The following is a 20,037-nucleotide window of genomic DNA, read 5'->3' as shown; positions in this document are numbered from 1 at the left end:
GCCCATCCCGTCCTGTCGCCGCGGGAGGTCTCGGTATGAGTGCCCTCGTGGCACTCACTTTGCGCACGATGTCGGGATCGCGCCGCGATGCCGACCTACTCTTCGCGGCGCTGGCTCCGGTGGGCTGCTTCTTGGGGTTCACCCTCGTGCTGGGCGGCATCATCCGCACCGGCCCGATGACCTATCCGCAATACGTACTTCCGGTGGTCATCGTGCAGGCGATGCTGTTCGGGGCGATGACCACAGCCGACCGCGCCGCGCGAGACCGGTTGTCCGGCTTCGGGTCCCGGCTTCGCACCCTGCCGGTCCCAGCGGCGGTGCCGCTGAGCGCACGGATGCTGTATTGCTTGATACGCGCGATCATCGCGTTGGTCGCTTCCGTTGCGGTCGGGTGGTCGTTCGGTTTCCGGATGCAGGGCGGCCCGGGCGTCGCGGTTCTATTCGTGGTCGTCGTCGTGGCGTTCGCGATGGCGGTGTCTCTCGGCGCTGACGCTTTGGGCTCCCGCGTCGGCTCCGTCGAGTCGTCGAGCCAATTACTGCTGCTCCCCCAACTCGTCCTGGTGTTGTTGTCCACCGGCATCGCTCCGGCGGAATCGTTTCCGGCCTGGCTCGGACCATTCATTCGCTACCAACCGGTGTCGCAGGTCACCGAGACGCTGCGCGCTCTTTCCGCCGGTCACGTTCCGGGCCGGGAGCTCGCGGTGACGCTGGCGTGGTGCCTCGGATTGCTGGCGCTGTTCGGTGGACTCGCGGTGCGCATGCAGCGACGCGTTGGCGCGGGGAGTTCGGGCGCCGGCCGGCTCGTGCGCAAGCCCCGCCCGAACGCCTTACCGACGGGCGATGCGTGCGCGGAACAGGCCGCGATTGCCGTCAATACCGCTGCGGGGCAGAGGATTTCACGACGGACACCGCTGACGGCCTTCGTCAGCCAAAGCGCGTCGGAGGCGGGACGGCTACTGCGCCGCTGGCGGCGCGATCCGATCGTCGCGGTGCAGGCGCTGTTGTTTCCGACCTTTCTGCTCATCATCTACAAGCTGCTGGTCGGCAAATCCGTCCTGGCCATCACCGGACACGACAGCCTGTACGGGCTGGTACCCATGTGCGCGGTGGTCGGCGCCGTGTTCGGCACCCTCGGCGCCGGTTTGGCTCTGCCGTCGGAGCGGGAGTCCGGTGTGCTGACCAGGCTGTGGGTGCAACCGGTGCATCGAGCCAGCACCGTGGCGGGGCGACTGGTCGCCGAGGCCGCCCGAACCACCACGTCCGCGGTCGTGCTCACCGTCTTCGGGATCGCTTTGGGTCTGCGATTCAGCTATGGCTGGATGGCGATGCTGGCCTTCGTGCTGGTGCCCGTGGTGATTTCGGCGGGCATGGCGACGTTGGTCATCGCGATCGCGGCGCGCGCGGACGGCAAGGCGATGGTGACGTGGCTGGGTGCGGGGTGCGTCGTGCTGTTGTTCCTCAATACCGGTGTGGCGCCGGCCGAGGTGTTTCCGGGCTGGCTGCAACCGGTGGTGCGTTTTTCGCCGATATCGCCGACGATCGAGGCGATGCGCGCGCTCGCGGAGGGCGGACCCGTGTTGTCGCCGCTGTGGCAGGCGGGCCTGTGGGGTGGCGTCCTGGTCGCCGTGTTCGCGCCGGCGGCGGTGCGCGGGTATCGCGCCGCGGCCGAGGCGGGGTGCTAGTGACCAGGCTGGCGCTGTTGGACCAGGCCGCTTTCCTTCGGCTGCGCGCCACCGGTCAAGGCAGCACGGTGCAATGCACGTGGGTCTACGACCGTGACGTGAACATCGACGAATTGCGGTCCTTCAGGGGCAATTTGGGTGCCGGCCTGCTCGGCCGGCGGATCGAGCGCTCGCCGCTGCCCTTCGGGCGTCATCGCTGGGTGGTCGACGGCCGCTCGCCCGACATCGCGTGGGAGCCGCGGCAACCGCGGCACGAGATCGGCGCGTGGCTCGAACGGCGCGCCCAGGTGCGGGTGGACCCCGAACACGGCCCGACGTTTCACCTCGGCGTGCTGCCGCTGGTCGACGGCGGCGCAGCGGTCACCCTGGTGGCCTCGCACTGCGTTGTCGACGGGCTCGGCATGGTTACGGCCGTAGCCGAAGCGGTCAAGGGAGAACAACGCAATCTCGGTTACGCTCGGCCGAATTCACGCGCGCGGTGGCGCGCGGTGGGCGAGGATCTTGTCGATGCCGTCATCGCGCTGCCGGCGGCGATCCGGGCGCTGATCGCGACGCTGCTGATATTGCTCAGGGTGTCGTCCAACCAGCAGCCCTCGCCGCGCACGCGGAACCCGGAGGCGCTCACGCCGACCGACGACCCGAACGCGGCGCCGTCGGTGACAATCCAAACCGACGCTGCGGCTTGGGAAGCGCGGGCGCGCAGCCTCAATGGAAGCAGCAACGCGCTCTTCGTTGCGTTCGTCGCTCGGCTGGCGCACCGGATGGGCAGAGTGCTGCCCGACGGGAACTCGGTGACGGTGGTGCTTCCGGTCAGCGACCGGACCGCCGACGACGACCGGGCCAACGCGCTGACCTCCATCACGGTGACGGTCGACGGCACGGCGGTGGCCGGCGACCTGACCGCGGTGCGCACCGACGTCAAGACAGCGCTGACGTCCTTGGAAGAACAGCCCAACGAAATGCTCGCCGGGTTGCCGCTCATCCCGTTCACGCCGCACTGGCTGGTCCGGCGCGCTGAAGGCATCGCGATGTCGTCTGGTCAGTTGCCGGTGGGATGTTCCAATCTGGGCGCCCTCGACGCCGCCGTCAGCCGCATCGACGGCGGGGACGCGTCCGAGCTTTCCATGCGGCTCGCCGAGCAGGGCATCACCCGGGCGCGCATCGAACAGGCACACGGCCAATTGTTCTGCGGCACAGGGACGGTCAACGGCAGCCGGTTTCTCACCGTCGTCGCCTATCAAAGCGGTTCCGGCGACACCTGCGCCGCCCGCGAGCTCGCGTGTGGTGCGCTGGCGGATCTGCAGTTGTCCGCCACCACCGTGTACGAGGGCCGCAGCTGATGGTGGCCGTGGAAGTTGAGGCGAATCCGCTTACGCGAAACCACATCCTGTATGTGGGCGCCGCGATCGCGGCATGGTCGGCGGTCGTGTTGTGGTTCGCGATCAAGGTCGTTCCGCTCGACGTGTACTGGATGTCCTATTACGCCGCCGATTACCGGCACGGCTTCGTCCGTCGTGGCCTCGCCGGCGAATGGGTTCGCTCGGTCCCCGGACATTATTTCGCGGCCTCCCTCGGCCTGCGGTGGCTGTCCACGGGGATCTATCTGTGCGGACTGGCGGCGGTCGCGGGCGTGGTGGCGTTCAGTCGCCATCGCTCGCAGCGCCGGCTCCTGCTGGCGATGGCGATTCCGTTGCTGCCCTTCGGTGTACCGTTCGCGGCGTTTTCGGCCCGGCCGGACTTGTTCGGTGGGGCGGCCCTGGCGCTGTTCAGCTCGGCCTTGGCCATCACGCGTACCAGGGCCATCGCGATGGGCTGCTGCGCAACCTACGGCGCCGCGATCGCGGTGCTGACCCTGGTGCACGAGGCGAATGGGCTGCAGTACGCGTTGGGAGCCGTGCTGGCGATCATCGTTCTCGGCGGCGCGCTGGAAACCACCCAGCGTCGGGGCGTGCTCCTGGCCGTGACACCGGGAGTGATCGCCGCGGCCGTCGTGGCGGGATTCGGCCGTCACGACATCGCCTCGCAACTGTGTGCGTCCGTACCGCATCGCGTGATGCCCAACCCCTTCGCCACGGTCACGTCGCCGCACACGCTGATGCGCTTCGTCATCGACGGCCAGAGTCCCAGGACCGATTATCACGACTGGGTGTGCCGCAACGTGTTGCCGAACTACGACCACGGGATCGGGGACGCCGTCCGCGCCGTCGGTCACATCGGAATACTGGGCCTGACAATCTCTTTGCTATTCGGCGCCGCCGCGCTGGCGGTGACGCTGTGGGGAGTCAGCGGTGTTTCGGGCGTACCGCTGCGCGCGTTCGTCGCTGCCCTGCAAGGGCGAATGAACTGGGTGATCGCGGGCCTGGTGCTGGTCATCCCGGTATTCCTCACCGGTTACGACTGGACTCGCTGGCTGACGATCGTAGGGTTCGATGTCGCGATCGTGTTCGTTCTCTTCGCGGCCCGCCGACCGGAAATCGAGCAGGCGATGACCCCGAGAACGTTGCGACTGTTCATTCTGCTCTCGATCGCGTTCGCGTTGATCCCGGTGGGCACCGTCCCGGGTTTCGGCGGGCCCCGGATGATGTGACGCCACCGACGGCGTGGCTCGGTGGCAGCCGCCGCGTCGCGGCTGGTAACGTAAGTGGCACTGTGAGTTTCGGAGTTACAAAGCCGTCACGCTGGTCACGACGACAAGCTGCGTCCGCCGTCGTTGCTGCGCTGGCCCTTCTCGCAGTTGTGCTCGGTTGCGGGGCTTTGCGCACCGAGAAGACAATCGACGCGGCGGCGGCGCCACCGGCGGTGGCGGCAGCGGCCAGCCCGGTTTCCGGCCCCACACAGCTGAGTAACGACTCGATACCGGTCCGTCGCGTTGGCGTGTGGTCCACCGTGAACGACGACAAGGCGTTCAAAGGCGGCGGGCTAAAGCGCTATCGGCCAACCACTTTGGCGTTTTCCACGCCCCGCTCCCCCGGATCCGCGACGCCCCCGATGGTCACGATTGTCCGCTCCGAGCAGCGGCTCGACCCGCCCGCTCGTGCGCCGGCGCCCAGCTCAGTTGACCAGAATTTACTGATTCGATTCTGCGTCGCCCGCTGCTGATCATGCATGGCGGACTCTCGCGGGCAACGCCGTCGCGGCAGGTCCGGCGTTAGCCGTCAACAGGTTTCGCTTGCCTGACGTCGGCTGATCCGCAGTCGCGGCAGTTGCATCGATGCGATCTTCGCGGTCGAAGCCAATCTGCCTCAATCGCCGCGAACCTCGGGCGTCGTCGTCAACCATGGCGCCTCTGCGCGTCGGCTTCGGCGATTTTCAATCAGCTACTTCATCTGCTGACCCGACGTGGGGCGCGACGCCACCAACGTCCAGCGACGCGATGGCCTCGGCACGGTCAGCCAACACAGGCACCAAAAAGTTAGGGAAAGACATGGATTTTGGCGCATTGCCACCAGAGATCAACTCCGGTCGGATGTACCTCGGTCCCGGGCCCGCCACCTTGCTGGCCGCCGCCGCGGGATGGGAGTCGCTGGCCGCCGAGCTGGCGGACGGCGCCGGAAGCTACCACGCCGTGATCGCGGGCCTCACCGGCGAGTCCTGGTCGGGGCCCGCGTCGATGTCGATGGCGGGCGCCGTGCTGCCCTACATGGCGTGGATGGCCGCCACCGCCGAGCAATGTGGGCAAACGGCGACGCAGGCCACGGCCGCCGCGGTGGCGTTCGAAACCGCTTACGCGATGACAGTGCCACCTCCGCTGATCGCAGCCAACCGCGCCCGGCTATTGGCATTAATCCAGACCAACATCTTCGGCCAGAACACGCCGGTCATCATGGCGACCGAGGCCGAGTACAGCGAGATGTGGGCGCAGGACGCCGCCGCGATGTACACCTACGCCACCAATTCGGCTGCCGCGTCGAGGCTTTCGCCGATTGCGACGCCGCCGCAGACGACGAATCCGGGCGGCCTCGCCGGCCACATCGGCACCGTCACGCGCGCGACGGCCCAATTCGGTAGCAGCGCACACACATCGGCGACGCAGTGGGCCTCTTCGGTGCCCCAGACTCTGCAGGGCCTCTCGACCCCCGGCTCATCCTCGAGCACCGGTCTGTCGCAGGCGGCAATGGGCACGGGCGCGTCGCTCGGGTCGTCGGGAGCCTCCGCACCGCTCAGTTCCCTGTCGGGTTTGACCGGCGCCTCGGGCAAGGGTGCGACCAAGAGCGCGAGCACCGGTGCCGGCGCGGCCTCGGGCCTGGCCTCGGCACTCGCCGCCGCACCCGCGGCGGACGGGGCCACTGCGGGCCTGGCCTCCGAGGCGGCAGGATACGGCGCCGACGGCGCCGGTCTGATCGCCGACGGCGGTGGAATCGGCATCGACCTCTACGGCCTCGATTTGGATTATCAGGGCTTGGCACTGGACGAAGCGGGCGCCGGTTCCATCCTGGGGGCCGAGGGCGCCCAGGGCATAGCCGGCATGGGAGGGGCCAGCGCCGGGGCCGCCGTGGGAGGCCTCGAGCCGCTGGCGGGACTGGGCCAGGGCGCCGCGGCGAGCGTGGGCCAAGCCAGCGCGCTGAGCACCTTGTCCGTACCCCCGAGTTGGGCGACGACGGTTTCGTCCGTGGCCCCGCTGCCGGCGCTGGGCGGCGGTGCCGCGCCGGGCGGTTGGGCCGTCGCACCCGCGGCATCACCCGGCACCGCGGTGTCCAAGCTGCCATTGGGCGGCATGGTCGGACGCGAATCGGAGGGCGCCGTTCAACGCATCGGCATGCGCGTCTCGCTGATTCCGCATTCGCCGGTGGCCGGCTAGGGCACCGAATCGGTTATCACATCGTCAAAGGGTGGATAAGCTCTTCGACCGCAAAGGAAATCGCCATGAACGTGCCCAAAGCACACCAGACCGCGCGGCGCTCCACGCCGAACCGAAAACCGCTGTCTTTCAGCATGAAAGCGGTGATGTGCACCGCCCTGATCGTGGTGTTCGGCGCTTCGGTGGCGACGACGGCGGGCGCCGATCCGGGCGTTGGCGGTGAGCCCGATCCGTTCGGTGGCCTCAGTTGTAGCTGCGACCAGAGCGTTTCGACCGATGGTCCGGTCGCGAGGCAACAGGTCCGTCGGGGAATGCGGGAGGCAATTGCCAACGCGCACTAGCTGTGTCCCCTTGCGACCCGATTGCGTGGGGCGGCCGAGCGGGGCGGCCGAGCACGCATATGGTCGCGGGCACTGCTCATCATGTCGCCGAGGATTCGCACCTCGCGGGCGGACAGCGAGCCGAACAGCAGGTCTCGCACGACCTGGATGTGACCGGGCAGGACCTTGGCAACACGGGCCCGGCCCTTCTTGGTGATGTCCACGACCGTGGCGCGCTGGTCGTCAGGGGAAACCGCGCGAGTGATGAGCCCCTGCTTTTCCAATAGCCCTGCCTGATGGGTCAGGCCGGAACGGCTGTACACCACGCCGTCCGCCAACTCGGTCATGGTGAGCTTCCGTTGGGCGTCAGCGAGCTTGGCCAAAATCTCGAACTGCACGTAGCTCAGTCCTCCTTCGGCCTGCAACTGTTCGCGCACCGCATATTGCAGCAGGCTCACCGCCTCCATCAGGGCGAAGTAGGCCCGCAGTTGATTGGGGTTGAGGGCTTCGGCCATGCTTGGATTCTAATGTTTCGACATCGAAGTGGCTGGGTTTCGCTACGCGCTGGTAGCCTCCGCCCGGCGGCGACCATCGAGCGAGTGTGAAAGACACGGCGGCACAACTTTTCTCACCAGACATCTGTCGGGAGCGGCAGCGACCCCGCGCGCATGCGGGTAGACCGGAACCATAGCCCCGGTCTACCCGCGCTGAATGGTTGCGCCAGCGGTCTACTGCTCGGCGGGCAGGAGGATGGTCTTGCCGCGCAGCCGGCCGGCGTCGGATTCGGCGTGCACGGCCGCGGCCTGATCCAGGCCGCGGCGGTCGGCGACCTCGATGTGCAGTTGCCCGGCGTCGACGCGGCCGACCAGGCGTGCGAGCTGCTCAGCGTCGCTGCGGACGAAGACCCGCTGCGTGCGGACGCCGCGGCCGGGGTCTTCCGGCCCCGAAACCATGGTGCCGACGTGGAAACCGCCGTCGGCGACGACGTGGATGAGGGCTTCGGTCTGCTCTGGGGTGGTGGAGACCAGATTGAGTACCACGTCGAATGGCGCTCCGTCGACGGTGATCGGCGCGTGCGTGTAGTCGATGTAGTCGACGATCCGGTCGGCGCCATAGCCGCGCAGACGGTCGGCGTCGTGCGGCTTAGCGGTCGCGGTGACGACGGCCCCGGCCTGCTTGGCCAGCTGAACTGCATAGCCGCCGACCGCACCGGACGCACCGTTGATCAGGACCGTCTGCCCCACGGTCAGCCCGGCGATCTCGAACAGCGCCTGCCACGCGGTCAATCCGGCCTCCGGTAGCGCGGCCGCGTCGGCGAGAGCCACCGTTCGCGGCGCGGCGGCCACGGACTCGACCGGCGCGAGCGCGTAATCGGCCGCAGCGCCATCGGCATCCAACGGCAGAAAGGCCACGACCGCATCGCCGATTCTCCACCCCTGCACTTGCGCACCGATTTCGACGATCGTCCCGGCCACATCGACGCCGGGGACGTGCGGGAAGCTGATTTTGTACACCTCAGACAGATATCCCCCGCGGATGCCGGCATCGACCGGGTTGAACGAGGTGGCGGCCACCTTCACCAGCACCTGCTGTGGTCCTGGCACCGGTCGCGGGGCCTCCTCGTACTGCAGAACGTCGCTACTGCCATAACGGTGGTATCGCACGGCTTTCATGATCTTCTCCTTTGTCATTTGCTTCGAATTCGAAGCAGCTACGTGAGTAGCAACCGCTTCGACATCGAAGCGATTTCCGCGACGCCTGTGATCGTCGTCACGATGCTTCGAGATTGAAGCATCGGCGATGGCACCCGTTGGGTAGATGGGCTCGATCGCGTCCAGGTGGCGCCTTAGGCGCCGACGAGCTAGCCGACGAGCGATTGAGCGCCGATGACCGCCAGCAGCGCCAGCCGCTCGGCGTCCTCCGTGCCGGGTTCGGCGGTGTAGAGCATGATCGTCAGGTCGGCGCCGGGAACAGTCAGCATGTCGCAATCCAGGGTGATCGCGCCGACCTGCGGGTGGACGATGGTCTTACGCGACGCCAGCTGATAGTTGACCACGGCGGACGAATCCCACAGCTCGGCGAAAAGGCCACTCACAGCCTTTAGCTCGTCGATCAACCGTCGCACGGCCTGGTCGGCGGGATAGCGTTGCGCCGTTGCCCGCAACGCCGCGACTTGGGCGGTTTGCAAGTCAAGCAGCGACTCCGGCGTGTGTCGTATCCGGCCGCGGGCACCGAGAAAGTTGCGCCACAGCGCGTTTCGCTCCTTGCCGACATGCTCGCCCATGAGCGCGACGTAGAGCGGGCTGGCCATCAGCTGCGTCAGCGCCGCGTCGAACACGGCCACCGGCGTCTCCCGTAGCCGGTCGAGCATCCGTTGCACGCCCGGCGGAATATAGGCCGGTACCGTGCCCTGCCCCGGCGGCACCCGGCCGGCCAAGTTGAACAGGCGGATGCGATCCGCGCTGGACAGCCTCAACGCCCGGGCCAGAGCCTCGATGACCTGTTCCGACGGATTGACCGCACGCCCCTGCTCCAAGCGGGTTATGTAGTCGACCGAGATTCCGGCCAGCTGCGCGAGTTCTTCACGACGCAAGCCGGCGGCACGCCGATGACTCCCTCCGGAGAGTCCGGCGGCTTCCGGAGCCACTTTGTCCCGCCAGGCGCGCAGCGCCAGCCCGAATTCCGTCGTCGCCATGCGTCCACTTTGCCCTTATTCGATTGAGCCGTCCTGGTATCGGCGGTCCTAGGAAAATCGGACTCCTGGCTCAGGGGGTGGCCGCATCGCATCGTGGGGTCATGACGACGACACTCATCACAGGAGCAAACAAAGGTATCGGCTTGGAAACCGCTCGCCACCTGGTGGGGCTGGGACAGACCGTGTACCTGGGTAGCCGCGACGCGGAACGGGGTCGCCTGGCCGCTGGCGCCGTGGGCGCGCGCGCTATCCAGCTTGACATCACCGACGACGAGTCGGTGCAGGCCGCGGTTCGGACCATCGAGTCCGCCGGCGGGCTCGACGTTTTGGTCAACAACGCCGGGATCGAGGAACGCGCCGACGGCAACGCGGTGATCGGTCCCGCGGACGTGACCGCCGACGTGATGCGAAAGACGTTCGAGACAAATGTCTTTGGAACGGTCCGGATGTTGCACGCGGTTTTACCGCTGCTGCAGAGGTCTGCCGCGCCGGTGGTGGTCAACGTCAGCAGCGGCCTAGCGTCGCTCACCCTGCTCTCGTCCGCCCCTGCGGACTTCTATCCCGGCGTGGCCTACCCGGCGTCGAAGGCGGCGCTGAACATGGTCACCGTGCAGTACACCAAGGCGTTCCCGCACATCCGGATCAACGCCGTCGATCCCGGGTTCACGAAGACGGACCTCAACGGCAACACCGGTACGCAGACGGTGGCCGAGGGCGCCGAGGCGATCGTTCGCATGGCACAGCTTGGCGCAGACGGTCCGACCGGCACCTTCGTCAACCGCGACGGTGCGCTGCCATGGTGATGACTGCTTGAAGAGCGTCGGCCGAGGCGCACGGCGCGGACGCGTTGCTTAGTCGACCGTTTCGTGTCTGCCGGCGAACTCCTTGACCAGCAGTTGGAGACGCTCCGCGTCGTGGTCTGGGCGCAACCGACCCGTGCGACTGAGTATCACCAGGCCGTGTAGCGCGGCCCAGAACACTTCGGTGAGGGTATCCGCGTCATGCTCACCAGCCACGAGTCGAACCGCTTGGCGCAGCTCATCGAACGCCGTCGTCAACTGCGGCGGTGTGTCCGGCGCGGCGAAGCGCAGGGTGGTCGCGCGCGTGAACATCGCGTCGTACACCGCCGGGTTGGCGCGGGCAAAGCCGAGGTAGGCGTGCGCGATTCGGCCCAGAGCTTCGGCGTCCGAGCCGCCGTCGGAGCGAGCGGCTCGAATGACGTCGGCGAGTTCGCCGAAGCCGTCCATGGCGACGGCCTCAGCGATTTGCTCCATGCCGGTGAAGTGCTTGTACAACACCGGCTGGCTGTACTCGATCTCGGTGGACAGCCGACGGGTCGTGACGGCATCCCAGCCGTCGGCCTCGGCCAGCTTGCGAGCCGTCGTGACAATCAGCCGCCGGCGCGCGGCACGCTCCCGCTCCCGGCGGTCCTCGATGCCCATGCCGAACGATAGCACGGCTAGAACTGCTAGCGCTGCTATTGACACGCCTAATACCTCGGGGTTAGCGTTGCTAACACCTACCACGGAGCGGAGTTTTGACATGACCTTGGACTTGATCGCCCGCGCCGCCGCCCTGGCCGCACTGCTCGGCACCGCGGTGGTCTACGGCACCGATGTGTTCTGCGCGATGGTGCTGCGACCGGCCCTGGCCGCGGTCGACGATCGTGCCCTGGTTGCGGTGACAGGAAGCGTGCATCGATACGGAGACCGGCGAATGCCGGTGCCGGGGGTACTCGGCGTTCTGGCCACCGCGGCAACCGCGGCGCTCGCAGCGGTGGCCGCGCATTGGCCACAGGCGATCGCCGCGGCCGCCGCCCTGATCGCGCTGTTGGTCTGGATCGTCCTCTACACGCGGGTGAGCGCCCCCATCAATCGACAATTGACCGCGGCCGCCGATACCGGCCAGGACCTGCCGAACGGGCGTGCGCTGCAAGCCAAGTGGGACAGCATCATCGGCCCCCGCGCCGTGCTACAGGGTCTGGCGGTGAGCGCCCTGTGCGTGGCGCTGATGTTCTAAAGCACCCGCATAGCCGCGGCAAAGGCGAAATAGATTGAAGGAGCGCTGAATTCGATGTTTCAGCTCAGGGTCTACACCCTGCGATCACCCGAGGCTCTCGCCCAATACGCAACGGTTCACTGGGCCCGCCACTTGAGGACATTCGCGTCGTTCGGTGTCACTACCCATGGCGTGTGGACCGAGCGCAGCGGCGCATCTCGCCTCATCACACTTATCGGCTACCCAGCGGGGGCCGACCCTGAACAACTCACGCGGCAGATCATGACCGGTTCCGAATTCGCTGCCGACATGGGCGGCTTCGACGTCGGCGACATCGTCGGTGTCCAGACGATACTGCTTGATCCGACACCGTTTTCACCAATCCACTGACGCAAACCCGGGAGTCCGCTACATGTCCATCACCACGACCATCGGCTGCATCCTGGCCGGACTGCTAGCCGCGGGCATCGTCTTCATTGGCGCGCGATTCCTGGTCTCGCCCCGTGTCGCCGCCGCCGGCTACGGTGTGCTGCCAGATCTGGACCAGCCGTCCGCTGGCGCCTACTTGAGCGTCAAGGGCATACGTGACATCGCCACCGGATTGTTCGTCATCATCCTGTTGGCCGCGGGCGCAACCCACCTGGTGGGCTGGGTGATGCTGGCCGCCACCATCATTCCGCTGGCTGACGCGTCGATCGTGCTGCGCCACGGCGGCTCGAGGTCGGTCGCCTGGGGAGTCCACGGCGTCACCGCCGCCGTCATGCTCATCACTTCTGCGCTCTTGATCATTGCGTAGGCAGGAGCGCCCCCCGGAGCGGATATTTCACATCCGTTTCGCTGGAGTATGCCGAAGATTACACTGAGCGACGTGCCGTCGGGGTGCGGGCCGTGCCGCCCGCTGCGGAAGGACGCTGAGCGCAATCGCCAGCGGGTGGTTGAGGCTGCCCGAGACCTCTTCGCGTCGAGAGGGCTCGAGGCGACCCTCAATGACGTCGCGCACCACGCCGGTGTCGGAGTGGGCACCGTTTATCGGCGATTTGCCACCAAAGACGAGCTGGTCGAGGCGATCTTTGAAGATGGCATCGATCAGATCACGGCGCTCGCCGAGTCCGCGCTGCAAGAAAAGAACTCGTGGCGAGGGTTTGTGTGGTTCGTGCAGCAGTTATGCGAGCTCACCGCAACCGACCGGGGGTTGCGGGAAGCCGTATTCAGCAAGGCTTACGGGGGTGACCGCGTCGAGGCTTCGCGGCTGCGGCTAACCCCTACGGTGACGAAACTCGTTGAGCGGGCCAAGGACGACGGCTATTTGCGCCCGGACATCTCACCTAACGACATGCCGTTCTTGGGCCTGATCGCGGGTACGGTCAGCGAGTACGCCGGCCATATCGAGCCGGAACTGTGGCGGCGATATGTGGCGATCCTCCTCGACGGTCTCCGCCACCGCAGGGGACAGAAACCGTTGACCGTCGAAGCGCTCGACGACGAACAGCTCGACGCCGCGATGCGCACCTGGTATCCCGCAGCGTCTAGCTGACCAGGCACCCGACCGATCGTCTCCGAGCGCGCATGACGGGCGAGCCCTAGTCATCCACGGCACATGAGCCTTACCTCCGTTGCCGGCAGCGTCGTACCCATGAGCGCCAACGGATCCCGAGAACGCCGACTCAACCGTGCAGATTGGAACCCGGTGCCGAAGCGCACGCCGGTCGAGGTGTCGACCCCGCGAGCCGATGTGACCACCGTCCCACAGAAGCGGATTGACTTCATCCACTTAGGCGGTTAGGTTACCTCTTACTCCCCCACGTCGTCGTCGGTCATCCACTTCGCGCTGGCCGCATTTTCGCCGAAAGGCCCGCAGTTGATTGCCTTTTCCGATGCGACTCGCGTTCACACCATCCCGTCGGGCCCGAGCGTGACCCCGCCCGAACACCGCGGTGCGAGGCGATGGGCGCACGGCGAATCACGCGCCGGGTGCCGGCGATGAATGCGACGGTCGGACTCGTGCGGCGGGTGTGGCTGCCGCTGCTCATCGTGGTGGCAGTCGCGGTCGGTGGCGTCGCGGTGACGAAGTTGCGTGCGGTCTTTGGCTCCAACCCCATCCTGGTGGCGCCCAACAGTTCTGACAGCGCAGCGGACTTCAACCCCAAGGTCGTCACCTACGAGGTGTTCGGCTCTGCGGCCAGGGCGGTCATCAATTACCTCGACCTCGAGGGGAAGCCGCAGCGCGCCCCGGACGTGGTGTTGCCGTGGTCGTTGACGCTGCAGACCACCGCACCGGCGGCAACGCCCAATCTGCTTGCCCAGGGCGACGGTAGCTCCATTGCTTGTCGGATCACCGTTGATCGCGCGGTCAGGGACGAACGATCGGTGGCCGGGGTGAATGCCATGACCTTCTGCTTGGTGAAGTCGGCGTGAGCGCCCTGATGGACCAAACCCAGACCGAGCCCATCCCGGCCGCCCGCCACGCGTCGCGCCCTGGGATACCGCGCACGATTCGGGTGCTGGCGGTGCCGATCATCCTTGCCTGGGTCGCCGTGGTCGTGGTTCTCAATACCGTTGTGCCGCAACTGGAGGTTGTCGGCAAGACCCGCGCGGTGTCGATGAGTCCCAATGATGCGCCGTCGATGATCGCCACCAAACGGGTGGGCAAGGTGTTTCACGAGTACGACACGAGCAGCTCGGTGATGATCGTGCTCGAAGGCGACAAACCGCTGGGTGCCGACGCCCACCAGTTCTATGACCGCGTGGTGCGCGACCTGCGGGCTGACCCGAAGCATATCCAGCACGTGCAGGATTTCTGGGGTGATTCGTTCACCGCCGCTGCGGCACAAAGTGTCGACGGCAAGGCCGCCTACGTGCAGGTCTACATCGCCGGAGATCAGGGAGAAGCACTGGCCAACGAGTCGGTGGAGGCGGTGCGCCATGTCATCGCCAGCGTGCCCGCACCGGCGGGCGTCAAGGCCTATGTGACCGGTCCTGCGGCAATGAGCGCCGATCAAAACGAGACCGGCGACAAGAGCATGCAGGTGATCACGCTGCTCACCTTTGCCGTAATCATCACGATGCTGTTGCTCGTCTACCGATCGGTGGTCACGGTGGGCATCGTGTTGGTGATGGTGCTGCTGGAATTGGCCGGTGCTCGGGGATTGGTGGCCTTCCTCGGTTATTTCAAGGTTTTCGGCCTGACGACGTTTGCGACCAATCTGGTAGTGACGCTGGCGATCGCCGCGGCCACCGACTACGCCATCTTCCTGATCGGCCGCTACCAAGAAGCGCGTCGGCTGGGCGAGGACCGAGAAGCCGCTTATTACAGCATGTTTCACGGCACGGCCCACGTCGTGCTGGCTTCGGGAATGACTATTGCCGGGGCGGCCTTCTGCTTGCGCTTCACCCGTCTGCCGTACTTCCAGACCATGGGAATACCTTTGGCGATCGGCATGACGATCGTGGTCGCTGCGGCGTTGACACTCGGGCCGGCGCTGATCGCGGTGGCCAGTCGCTTTAGCCGGGTTCTCGATCCCAAACACATGACCCAGCCACGGGGATGGCGGCGTATCGGTGCGGCGACGGTGCGCTGGCCCGGCGCCATCCTGATCTGCGCGATCCTGATCGCGCTGGTCGGCTTGCTGACCCTGCCCGGCTACCACACCACCTACAACGACCGCATCTATTTACCCGCTAGCGTCCCGGCGAACGTCGGCTATGCGGCCGCGGATCGCCACTTCTCCCAAGCGAAGATGAATCCCGATCTGTTGATGGTCGAAGCCGATCACGATTTGCGTAACCCTGCCAGTTTCCTGGTGATCGACAAGATCGCCAAAGCCCTTGTCCGGGTGCACGGTATCGCCCAGGTGCAAACCATTACGCGGCCCGAGGGACGGCCGATCCAACACACCTCGATCCCCTACAACATCAGCATGAACAGCACCGGCCAGGTGATGAACAACGACTACCAACAGACCGTCCTGCAAAACACCCTCAAACAGGCCGACGACATGCAGGTCAGCATCGACTCGATGGAGAAAATGCAGGCCATCACCCAGCAACTGGCCGGCGTCACCCACAACATGGCCACCAAGATGAAGAAGACCAGCGGGGACGTACAGGACTTGCGCGATCACATGGCCGATTTCGAAGATGTCTGGCGCCCGATCCGCAGCTACTTCTACTGGGAAAAGCATTGCTTCGATATCCCGGTCTGCTGGTCGCTGCGGTCGGTGTTCGACGCCCTAGACGGCATCAGCACCATGTCCGACGACCTCTCCGATCTGGTTCCCGACCTTGACCGCATGGACGCGTTGATGCCGCAGATGGTGGCCCTGATGCCGCCCATGATCGCGTCGATGAAAAATCAGAAACAGATGATGCTCAACCAGTATCAGGCCCAGAAAGCCCAGCAAGACCAAACCATGGCCTTGCAGGACAACGCCACAGCCATGGGCCAGGCGTTCGACGAGGCCAAAAACGACGACTCCTTCTACCTGCCGCCCGAAGCATTCGACAACGCCGACTTCAAACGCGGCGTGAAGCTGTTCTTGTCCCCGGACGGCCATGCCGTGCGGTTCACCATCATTCACCAAGGCGACCCGTTGACAGAGGAAGGCACGTCGCGCACGGCGCCGCTCAAAATCGCGGCAGCAGACGCTATCAAAGGGACACCGTTGGAGGGATCAAGGATCTACCTCGGTGGAAGCGCAGCCATGTACACCGACATGCAGAAGGGCGCCAACTACGACCTGCTCATCGTCGCGGTCGCCGCACTGATCTTGATCTTCATCATCATGGTGATCTTGACCCGGGCCGTGGCTGCCGCGGCGGTCATCGTGGGAACCGTGGTGTTGAGCCTGTCCGCGTCGTTTGGGCTCTCAGTGCTGCTGTGGCAACACATCATCGGCATTCCCCTGCACTGGATGGTGCTGCCGATGACGGTCATCATCCTGTTGGCCGTGGGATCCGACTACAACTTGCTACTGGTCTCGCGGATGAAGGAGGAGATCCACGCTGGGCTCAACACCGGCATCATCCGCGCCATGGTCGGCACCGGCTCCGTGGTCACCTCCGCCGGCCTGGTGTTCGCCTTCACGATGATGTCCATGGCCATTAGCAGACTCATCGTGATCGGACAAGTCGGCACCACCATCGGTCTCGGCCTGCTCTTCGACACTCTGATTGTCCGCTCGCTGATGACGCCCTCCCTGGCAGCCTTGCTGGGCAGGTGGTTCTGGTGGCCGCGCCGCGTGCGGCCCCGCCCCCTTCCCCAACCATGGCCGCAACCGCTGCGTCACGAGTCCAAGGAGATGCAAAAAGTATGAGCAGCCCCGCACCACGCAGGTGACCCCCGGGCTGACTGAGAGCGGGTCATTTCGGGACCACCCACTGGGTAGATGAAAAAGCTTTGGTGGACAGCTGATTTAGCGTGCACCACACCGAAAATTCACCGCACTGAATCCAGTGGTACCGGTGGGCTGACGAGGCGGATACCCGACTTGCTGCGCTGACAACCTGATCACGCGGATCTCGGGCACCATGCTGCTGTCGGCGATCGCCACATTAATTACGGCTGCGGCTCGTCCCGTTCAGCGTTGCTTCGTGCTCGTCGATCGTAAATGACGTTGTGTGCCAGACCGCAATGCTCGCAATGTCTTTGGCCCGTCCGGGCGCCAGCGTCGTGCGCCAATCATCGTGAGGGCGATGGGTGAACGTTTTCAGAAGCGGGATTCGGGGGTGCGCGCGGTCATGCCGTTGACGTCCTCCAGGGGTGGTCCCAATGATCGGTCGCCGCAACCTCCGCCAGCGGTTTGCGCCGCACCGGATGGTGGCCGCCCTTGGGCCAGCCCGCCGTAATCAGGGTGGCGATCTTCCAGTCGTCGGGAATTCCGACCATGGACCGCAGCTGGTCCTCGCAGGACCCGTGCCACAGGGTGATCGCCGCGCCAAGTCCTTGCGCGCGGGCGGCCAATAGGAAATTCTGCACCGCGGGAAAGATCGAGCCCCCCTGCTGTAGTTCGGTGGTTCCTCGCTGCGGCTGGACACAGAACAGCACCAGCACAGGGGCCGCGCCACCAACGCTCATGTGCTCAGCCATCGTTCGCAAGACGCGTGATTTGGGATCGTCAGCCCCGTTCTCAGGCATCGAAATCCGATAGAACTCGCTCATGACGTCCCATGTCCGGTGGGCCGCGTCCGTGACCACATCTCGCACGCGGCTCGAATTCAGAAGGACGAATTTCCAGGGCTGCTGGTTTCCTCCGGACGGAGCCCAGCTCGCCGCGCGCAGACAGGTATCGATGGCTTCGTCGGACACCGGCTCGTCGCGATAACGCCGCACGGCCGACGCGGTGCGCATGACCTCCCACAGGTCCGCCGTTGCGTGCGGGAGAGGTTGGTCGTTCACGCCCGCACCGCCGCGGGCAGGACGCCTTGCCAGGTTCCGTCACGCATGGGACCGGTGACCAGCGGTAAGTCGAGGGTCGAGAGCAAGCCAGTCGGGGCGGCCATCACAGCGGGGATAGCGTTCAGCTCACGCATGACGGTCGCGTAGGTCAGGCCCCTCATGTTGCTACCGCGCCCATGCATTTCGATGTCGACGGTGTAGGTGGGTAGACCGTCGACGATCACCCGGTAGCCACCGTGTGGTGACGGATGCCGCGGCCAATCCGGTGCAGACCCCTCGCCCATTCTGGTGACGTGTTCCAGCACGACTCGTTCTTCTCCGTTGACCATCCCGGCGAGTTTGAATCGCATCCCTCCCATGGTTCCCGGTTCGATCCACCCGGATGCAACCTCGTATCGCTCTGTCGCCAACCACTTTTCGATCGTCGTTTCGACGCGGTCGAGCGGGAGGCCGACGCCGTCGGCGACCAGGTGAACGATGGGCGCCCATAAAGCGGCGAGACGCTCGGGGTCGAATAGTGGCGCCGGATGGTCGGGGGTATGCCCGAACCCCATGAAGTCGAACATGATGTCGGGCTGATTGATCGGGGCGTAGTCAAGTAGCTCGAGCATCGTGATGGTATCGACACGACTGCTGAAGCCGGTCATCGTCAGCGCGATTACGTCGTTCGCCCAGCCAGGGTCGACACCGCTGTTGAAAAAGCTGGTGTTGCCCTCTTCGCACGCCGCCGTGAGCAGTTCAACTGTTTCCTTGTCGGCCGCCGGCGGATAGCACATCGGCACCAGCGAGGTGCACACCACATGCTTGCCCGCGCGCAGGCAGCGCGCGATGTCCTGCGCGGCGTCGTGATAGCGGTAATCACCCGAAGCGAAGTAGGCCACCACGTCGGCCTCGATCGACAGCGCGGCTGCGATATCCCGCGTGGCCATGACGCCGGTCGCAGGCATCCCGCACAGCTCGCCGGCATCCTTGCCATCCTTGGCGGGTGCGTGCACCACTACCCCGGAAAGCTCGAGGCCCGGGTGCATGATAAGGGCACGCAGCGCACAAATGCCGACCTGGCCGGGACCCCACAGAATCACTCGTGGCTTCCGTTGCCCCATCTGCACCCCTTCCCGCCCGTCACCGAGCCGACCTGTGAGAACATCACTTCTCGTATATTGATAACACCATTACCGCTAGCAGACGAGAGAAGAGGCGAACGGTGAGCGATTACGAGTTCTTGAAGTGGGAGACTTTCGACGACGGCATGATCGTTCGGATCTCGCTGAACCGTCCCGACCAGCGCAACGCCCAGAATCGCGGCATGCTGGTCGAACTCGACGACGCGTTTGCCCGCGCGGAGGCCGATGACAGCGTTCGCGTCGTCATCCTCGCCGGCGAAGGCCCGATGTTCTCGTCGGGGCATGATATCGGTTCGAAGCAGGCGCGGACGGAGTTCAGTCCGGGGCCGGGCCAGCATCCGACGGTGACGATCAACGGCGGAACCCGCGACGGCGCGGAAAGGACCATGCTGCAAGAGTGGCACTACTTCTTCCAGAACAACCTGCGATGGCGCAACCTGCGCAAGATCACCATCGCCCAGGTGCACGGCGACGTGTTCTCGGCCGGACTGATGCTGATTTGGGCGTGTGACCTCATCGTGGGAAGCGAAGACGTGCGCTTTGCCGACGTGGTGGGCACGCGGTTGGGCATGTGCGGGATGGAATATTTCGGCCATCCATGGGAGTTCGGACCGCGGCGCACGAAGGAACTGATGCTCACCGGCGACGCGATCGAGATCGAGGAGGCCTACCGGCTCGGGATGGTCAGCAAGATATTCAAGCTCGACGAACTCGCCGAGCGCACCCTGGAGATGGCAAGGCGCATCGCAAAGGTACCGACGATGGCGGCCCTGCTGATCAAGGAATCGGTGAACCAGTCAGTTGACAACATGGGCTTCTACAACGCCCTGCAATCCTGTTTCGCGTTGCACCAACTGAACCATTCCCATTGGGCACAGATCCGCGACGACAAGCTTCCGACCGCGGGCGAGGAGCAAGGAGTGCCCAACTGGCGCTCCGCTCCCCCGGTTGTCTTGGCTGTCAAAGATCGGGTTCGGTCCGACATCTAGCGCTGCACGGATGACCATCAACTCACCCGCGGCGCCA

Annotated in this window: 19 protein-coding genes; 13 read left to right on the top strand and 6 right to left on the bottom strand. The window is 65.6% G+C overall.

Features of this window, described 5'->3' with window-relative positions:
- Positions 1 to 35 precede the first annotated feature (35 nt).
- The 5 genes from A5659_RS23820 (at position 36) to A5659_RS23800 (ending at position 6,821) form a co-directional block, all read left to right on the top strand.
- A complete protein-coding gene (locus A5659_RS23820; RefSeq protein ID WP_067184706.1) occupies positions 36 to 1,682 on the top strand; it encodes an ABC transporter permease in 1,647 nt (548 codons plus the stop codon).
- Entirely contained in the window at positions 1,682 to 3,022 is a 1,341-nt protein-coding gene (locus A5659_RS23815; protein ID WP_067184703.1) for a hypothetical protein, read from the top strand. The genes A5659_RS23820 and A5659_RS23815 overlap by 1 nt, the downstream gene beginning before the upstream one ends.
- Positions 3,022 to 4,269: a hypothetical protein gene (locus A5659_RS23810; protein WP_067184700.1), complete on the top strand. Its 1,248-nt coding sequence runs from the start codon at positions 3,022 to 3,024 to the stop codon at positions 4,267 to 4,269. The genes A5659_RS23815 and A5659_RS23810 overlap by 1 nt, the downstream gene beginning before the upstream one ends.
- An 837-nt stretch (positions 4,270 to 5,106) precedes the next feature.
- Positions 5,107 to 6,480 carry a PPE family protein gene (locus A5659_RS23805; RefSeq protein ID WP_067184697.1) on the top strand — a complete coding sequence of 458 codons (1,374 nt, stop codon included), beginning with the start codon at positions 5,107 to 5,109 and terminating at the stop codon, positions 6,478 to 6,480.
- Between the two features lie 65 nt (positions 6,481 to 6,545).
- Complete coding sequence (locus A5659_RS23800) at positions 6,546 to 6,821, top strand: hypothetical protein (protein WP_231998000.1); 276 nt, start codon at positions 6,546 to 6,548, stop codon at positions 6,819 to 6,821.
- Here A5659_RS23800 and A5659_RS23795 read toward each other — a convergent pair.
- The 3 genes from A5659_RS23795 to A5659_RS23785 form a co-directional block, all read right to left on the bottom strand.
- Positions 6,818 to 7,315 (bottom strand): MarR family winged helix-turn-helix transcriptional regulator, encoded by a 498-nt coding sequence (locus A5659_RS23795; RefSeq protein ID WP_066867830.1) that lies wholly within the window; start codon positions 7,313 to 7,315, stop codon positions 6,818 to 6,820. The two genes, A5659_RS23800 and A5659_RS23795, sit on opposite strands and share 4 nt — an antisense overlap.
- 213 nt (positions 7,316 to 7,528) lie before the next feature.
- Entirely contained in the window at positions 7,529 to 8,473 is a 945-nt protein-coding gene (locus A5659_RS23790) for an NADP-dependent oxidoreductase (protein ID WP_067024321.1), read from the bottom strand.
- Positions 8,474 to 8,661: 188 nt separating this feature from the next.
- A complete protein-coding gene (locus tag A5659_RS23785; protein ID WP_067184694.1) occupies positions 8,662 to 9,495 on the bottom strand; it encodes a helix-turn-helix transcriptional regulator in 834 nt (277 codons plus the stop codon).
- Positions 9,496 to 9,596: 101 nt separating this feature from the next.
- Here A5659_RS23785 and A5659_RS23780 point away from each other — a divergent pair, with 101 nt between their 5' ends.
- Positions 9,597 to 10,298 carry an SDR family NAD(P)-dependent oxidoreductase gene (locus tag A5659_RS23780; RefSeq protein ID WP_067184692.1) on the top strand — a complete coding sequence of 234 codons (702 nt, stop codon included), beginning with the start codon at positions 9,597 to 9,599 and terminating at the stop codon, positions 10,296 to 10,298.
- A 48-nt stretch (positions 10,299 to 10,346) separates the two neighbouring features.
- Here the strand turns inward: A5659_RS23780 and A5659_RS23775 are convergent, their stop codons facing one another.
- Positions 10,347 to 10,937 (bottom strand): TetR/AcrR family transcriptional regulator, encoded by a 591-nt coding sequence (locus tag A5659_RS23775; protein ID WP_067024282.1) that lies wholly within the window; start codon positions 10,935 to 10,937, stop codon positions 10,347 to 10,349.
- Positions 10,938 to 11,037: 100 nt separating this feature from the next.
- Here A5659_RS23775 and A5659_RS23770 point away from each other — a divergent pair, with 100 nt between their 5' ends.
- The 6 genes from A5659_RS23770 to A5659_RS23745 all read left to right on the top strand — a co-directional run bounded on the left by A5659_RS23770 (position 11,038) and on the right by A5659_RS23745 (position 16,805).
- Positions 11,038 to 11,514: a DUF1772 domain-containing protein gene (locus A5659_RS23770; RefSeq protein WP_067139808.1), complete on the top strand. Its 477-nt coding sequence runs from the start codon at positions 11,038 to 11,040 to the stop codon at positions 11,512 to 11,514.
- A gap of 54 nt (positions 11,515 to 11,568) precedes the next feature.
- Positions 11,569 to 11,883: an NIPSNAP family protein gene (locus A5659_RS23765; protein WP_067184689.1), complete on the top strand. Its 315-nt coding sequence runs from the start codon at positions 11,569 to 11,571 to the stop codon at positions 11,881 to 11,883.
- A gap of 22 nt (positions 11,884 to 11,905) precedes the next feature.
- Entirely contained in the window at positions 11,906 to 12,289 is a 384-nt protein-coding gene (locus A5659_RS23760; protein ID WP_067184687.1) for a DUF4267 domain-containing protein, read from the top strand.
- Positions 12,290 to 12,361: 72 nt separating this feature from the next.
- The gene (locus tag A5659_RS23755) at positions 12,362 to 13,027 is read left to right on the top strand and encodes a TetR/AcrR family transcriptional regulator (RefSeq protein WP_231997999.1); all 666 of its coding nucleotides are present in this window, start codon (positions 12,362 to 12,364) and stop codon (positions 13,025 to 13,027) included.
- Positions 13,028 to 13,437: 410 nt separating this feature from the next.
- Positions 13,438 to 13,908, top strand: coding sequence for an MmpS family transport accessory protein (locus A5659_RS23750; RefSeq protein ID WP_304441480.1), 471 nt, complete (start codon positions 13,438 to 13,440; stop codon positions 13,906 to 13,908).
- A gap of 8 nt (positions 13,909 to 13,916) precedes the next feature.
- Entirely contained in the window at positions 13,917 to 16,805 is a 2,889-nt protein-coding gene (locus tag A5659_RS23745; protein WP_156749343.1) for an RND family transporter, read from the top strand.
- 422 nt (positions 16,806 to 17,227) lie between these two features.
- Here the strand turns inward: A5659_RS23745 and A5659_RS23740 are convergent, their stop codons facing one another.
- Both A5659_RS23740 and A5659_RS23735 read right to left on the bottom strand, forming a co-directional pair.
- Complete coding sequence (locus A5659_RS23740; RefSeq protein ID WP_067184681.1) at positions 17,228 to 17,839, bottom strand: nitroreductase family protein; 612 nt, start codon at positions 17,837 to 17,839, stop codon at positions 17,228 to 17,230.
- A gap of 44 nt (positions 17,840 to 17,883) precedes the next feature.
- Complete coding sequence (locus tag A5659_RS23735; protein WP_067184678.1) at positions 17,884 to 18,969, bottom strand: dihydrodipicolinate reductase; 1,086 nt, start codon at positions 18,967 to 18,969, stop codon at positions 17,884 to 17,886.
- 122 nt (positions 18,970 to 19,091) lie between these two features.
- Here A5659_RS23735 and A5659_RS23730 point away from each other — a divergent pair, with 122 nt between their 5' ends.
- Positions 19,092 to 20,000, top strand: a complete 909-nt coding sequence (locus A5659_RS23730) for an enoyl-CoA hydratase (RefSeq protein WP_067184676.1) — start codon at positions 19,092 to 19,094, stop codon at positions 19,998 to 20,000.
- The last annotated feature ends 37 nt before the right edge of the window (positions 20,001 to 20,037 follow it).

Origin of the sequence: Mycobacterium sp. 1165196.3, from assembly GCF_001673415.1 — a bacterium.
GTDB lineage: Bacteria > Actinomycetota > Actinomycetes > Mycobacteriales > Mycobacteriaceae > Mycobacterium > Mycobacterium europaeum_A.
The sequence above is the reverse complement of the archived record's forward strand: the minus strand, read 5'-3'. Positions and strand labels throughout refer to the sequence as shown.

Excerpts from the sequence above, each read along its gene's own strand:
- A5659_RS23820 (WP_067184706.1), top strand. The coding sequence starts at position 36 with ATGAGTGCCCTCGTGGCACTCACTTTGCGCACGATGTCGGGATCGCGC.
- A5659_RS23810 (WP_067184700.1), top strand. The coding sequence starts at position 3,022 with ATGGTGGCCGTGGAAGTTGAGGCGAATCCGCTTACGCGAAACCACATC.
- A5659_RS23805 (WP_067184697.1), top strand. The coding sequence starts at position 5,107 with ATGGATTTTGGCGCATTGCCACCAGAGATCAACTCCGGTCGGATGTAC.
- A5659_RS23800 (WP_231998000.1), top strand. The coding sequence starts at position 6,546 with ATGAACGTGCCCAAAGCACACCAGACCGCGCGGCGCTCCACGCCGAAC.
- A5659_RS23795 (WP_066867830.1), bottom strand. The coding sequence starts at position 7,315 with ATGGCCGAAGCCCTCAACCCCAATCAACTGCGGGCCTACTTCGCCCTG.
- A5659_RS23790 (WP_067024321.1), bottom strand. The coding sequence starts at position 8,473 with ATGAAAGCCGTGCGATACCACCGTTATGGCAGTAGCGACGTTCTGCAG.
- A5659_RS23785 (WP_067184694.1), bottom strand. The coding sequence starts at position 9,495 with ATGGCGACGACGGAATTCGGGCTGGCGCTGCGCGCCTGGCGGGACAAA.
- A5659_RS23780 (WP_067184692.1), top strand. The coding sequence starts at position 9,597 with ATGACGACGACACTCATCACAGGAGCAAACAAAGGTATCGGCTTGGAA.
- A5659_RS23775 (WP_067024282.1), bottom strand. The coding sequence starts at position 10,937 with ATGGGCATCGAGGACCGCCGGGAGCGGGAGCGTGCCGCGCGCCGGCGG.
- A5659_RS23770 (WP_067139808.1), top strand. The coding sequence starts at position 11,038 with ATGACCTTGGACTTGATCGCCCGCGCCGCCGCCCTGGCCGCACTGCTC.
- A5659_RS23765 (WP_067184689.1), top strand. The coding sequence starts at position 11,569 with ATGTTTCAGCTCAGGGTCTACACCCTGCGATCACCCGAGGCTCTCGCC.
- A5659_RS23760 (WP_067184687.1), top strand. The coding sequence starts at position 11,906 with ATGTCCATCACCACGACCATCGGCTGCATCCTGGCCGGACTGCTAGCC.
- A5659_RS23750 (WP_304441480.1), top strand. The coding sequence starts at position 13,438 with ATGGGCGCACGGCGAATCACGCGCCGGGTGCCGGCGATGAATGCGACG.
- A5659_RS23745 (WP_156749343.1), top strand. The coding sequence starts at position 13,917 with ATGGACCAAACCCAGACCGAGCCCATCCCGGCCGCCCGCCACGCGTCG.
- A5659_RS23740 (WP_067184681.1), bottom strand. The coding sequence starts at position 17,839 with ATGCGCACCGCGTCGGCCGTGCGGCGTTATCGCGACGAGCCGGTGTCC.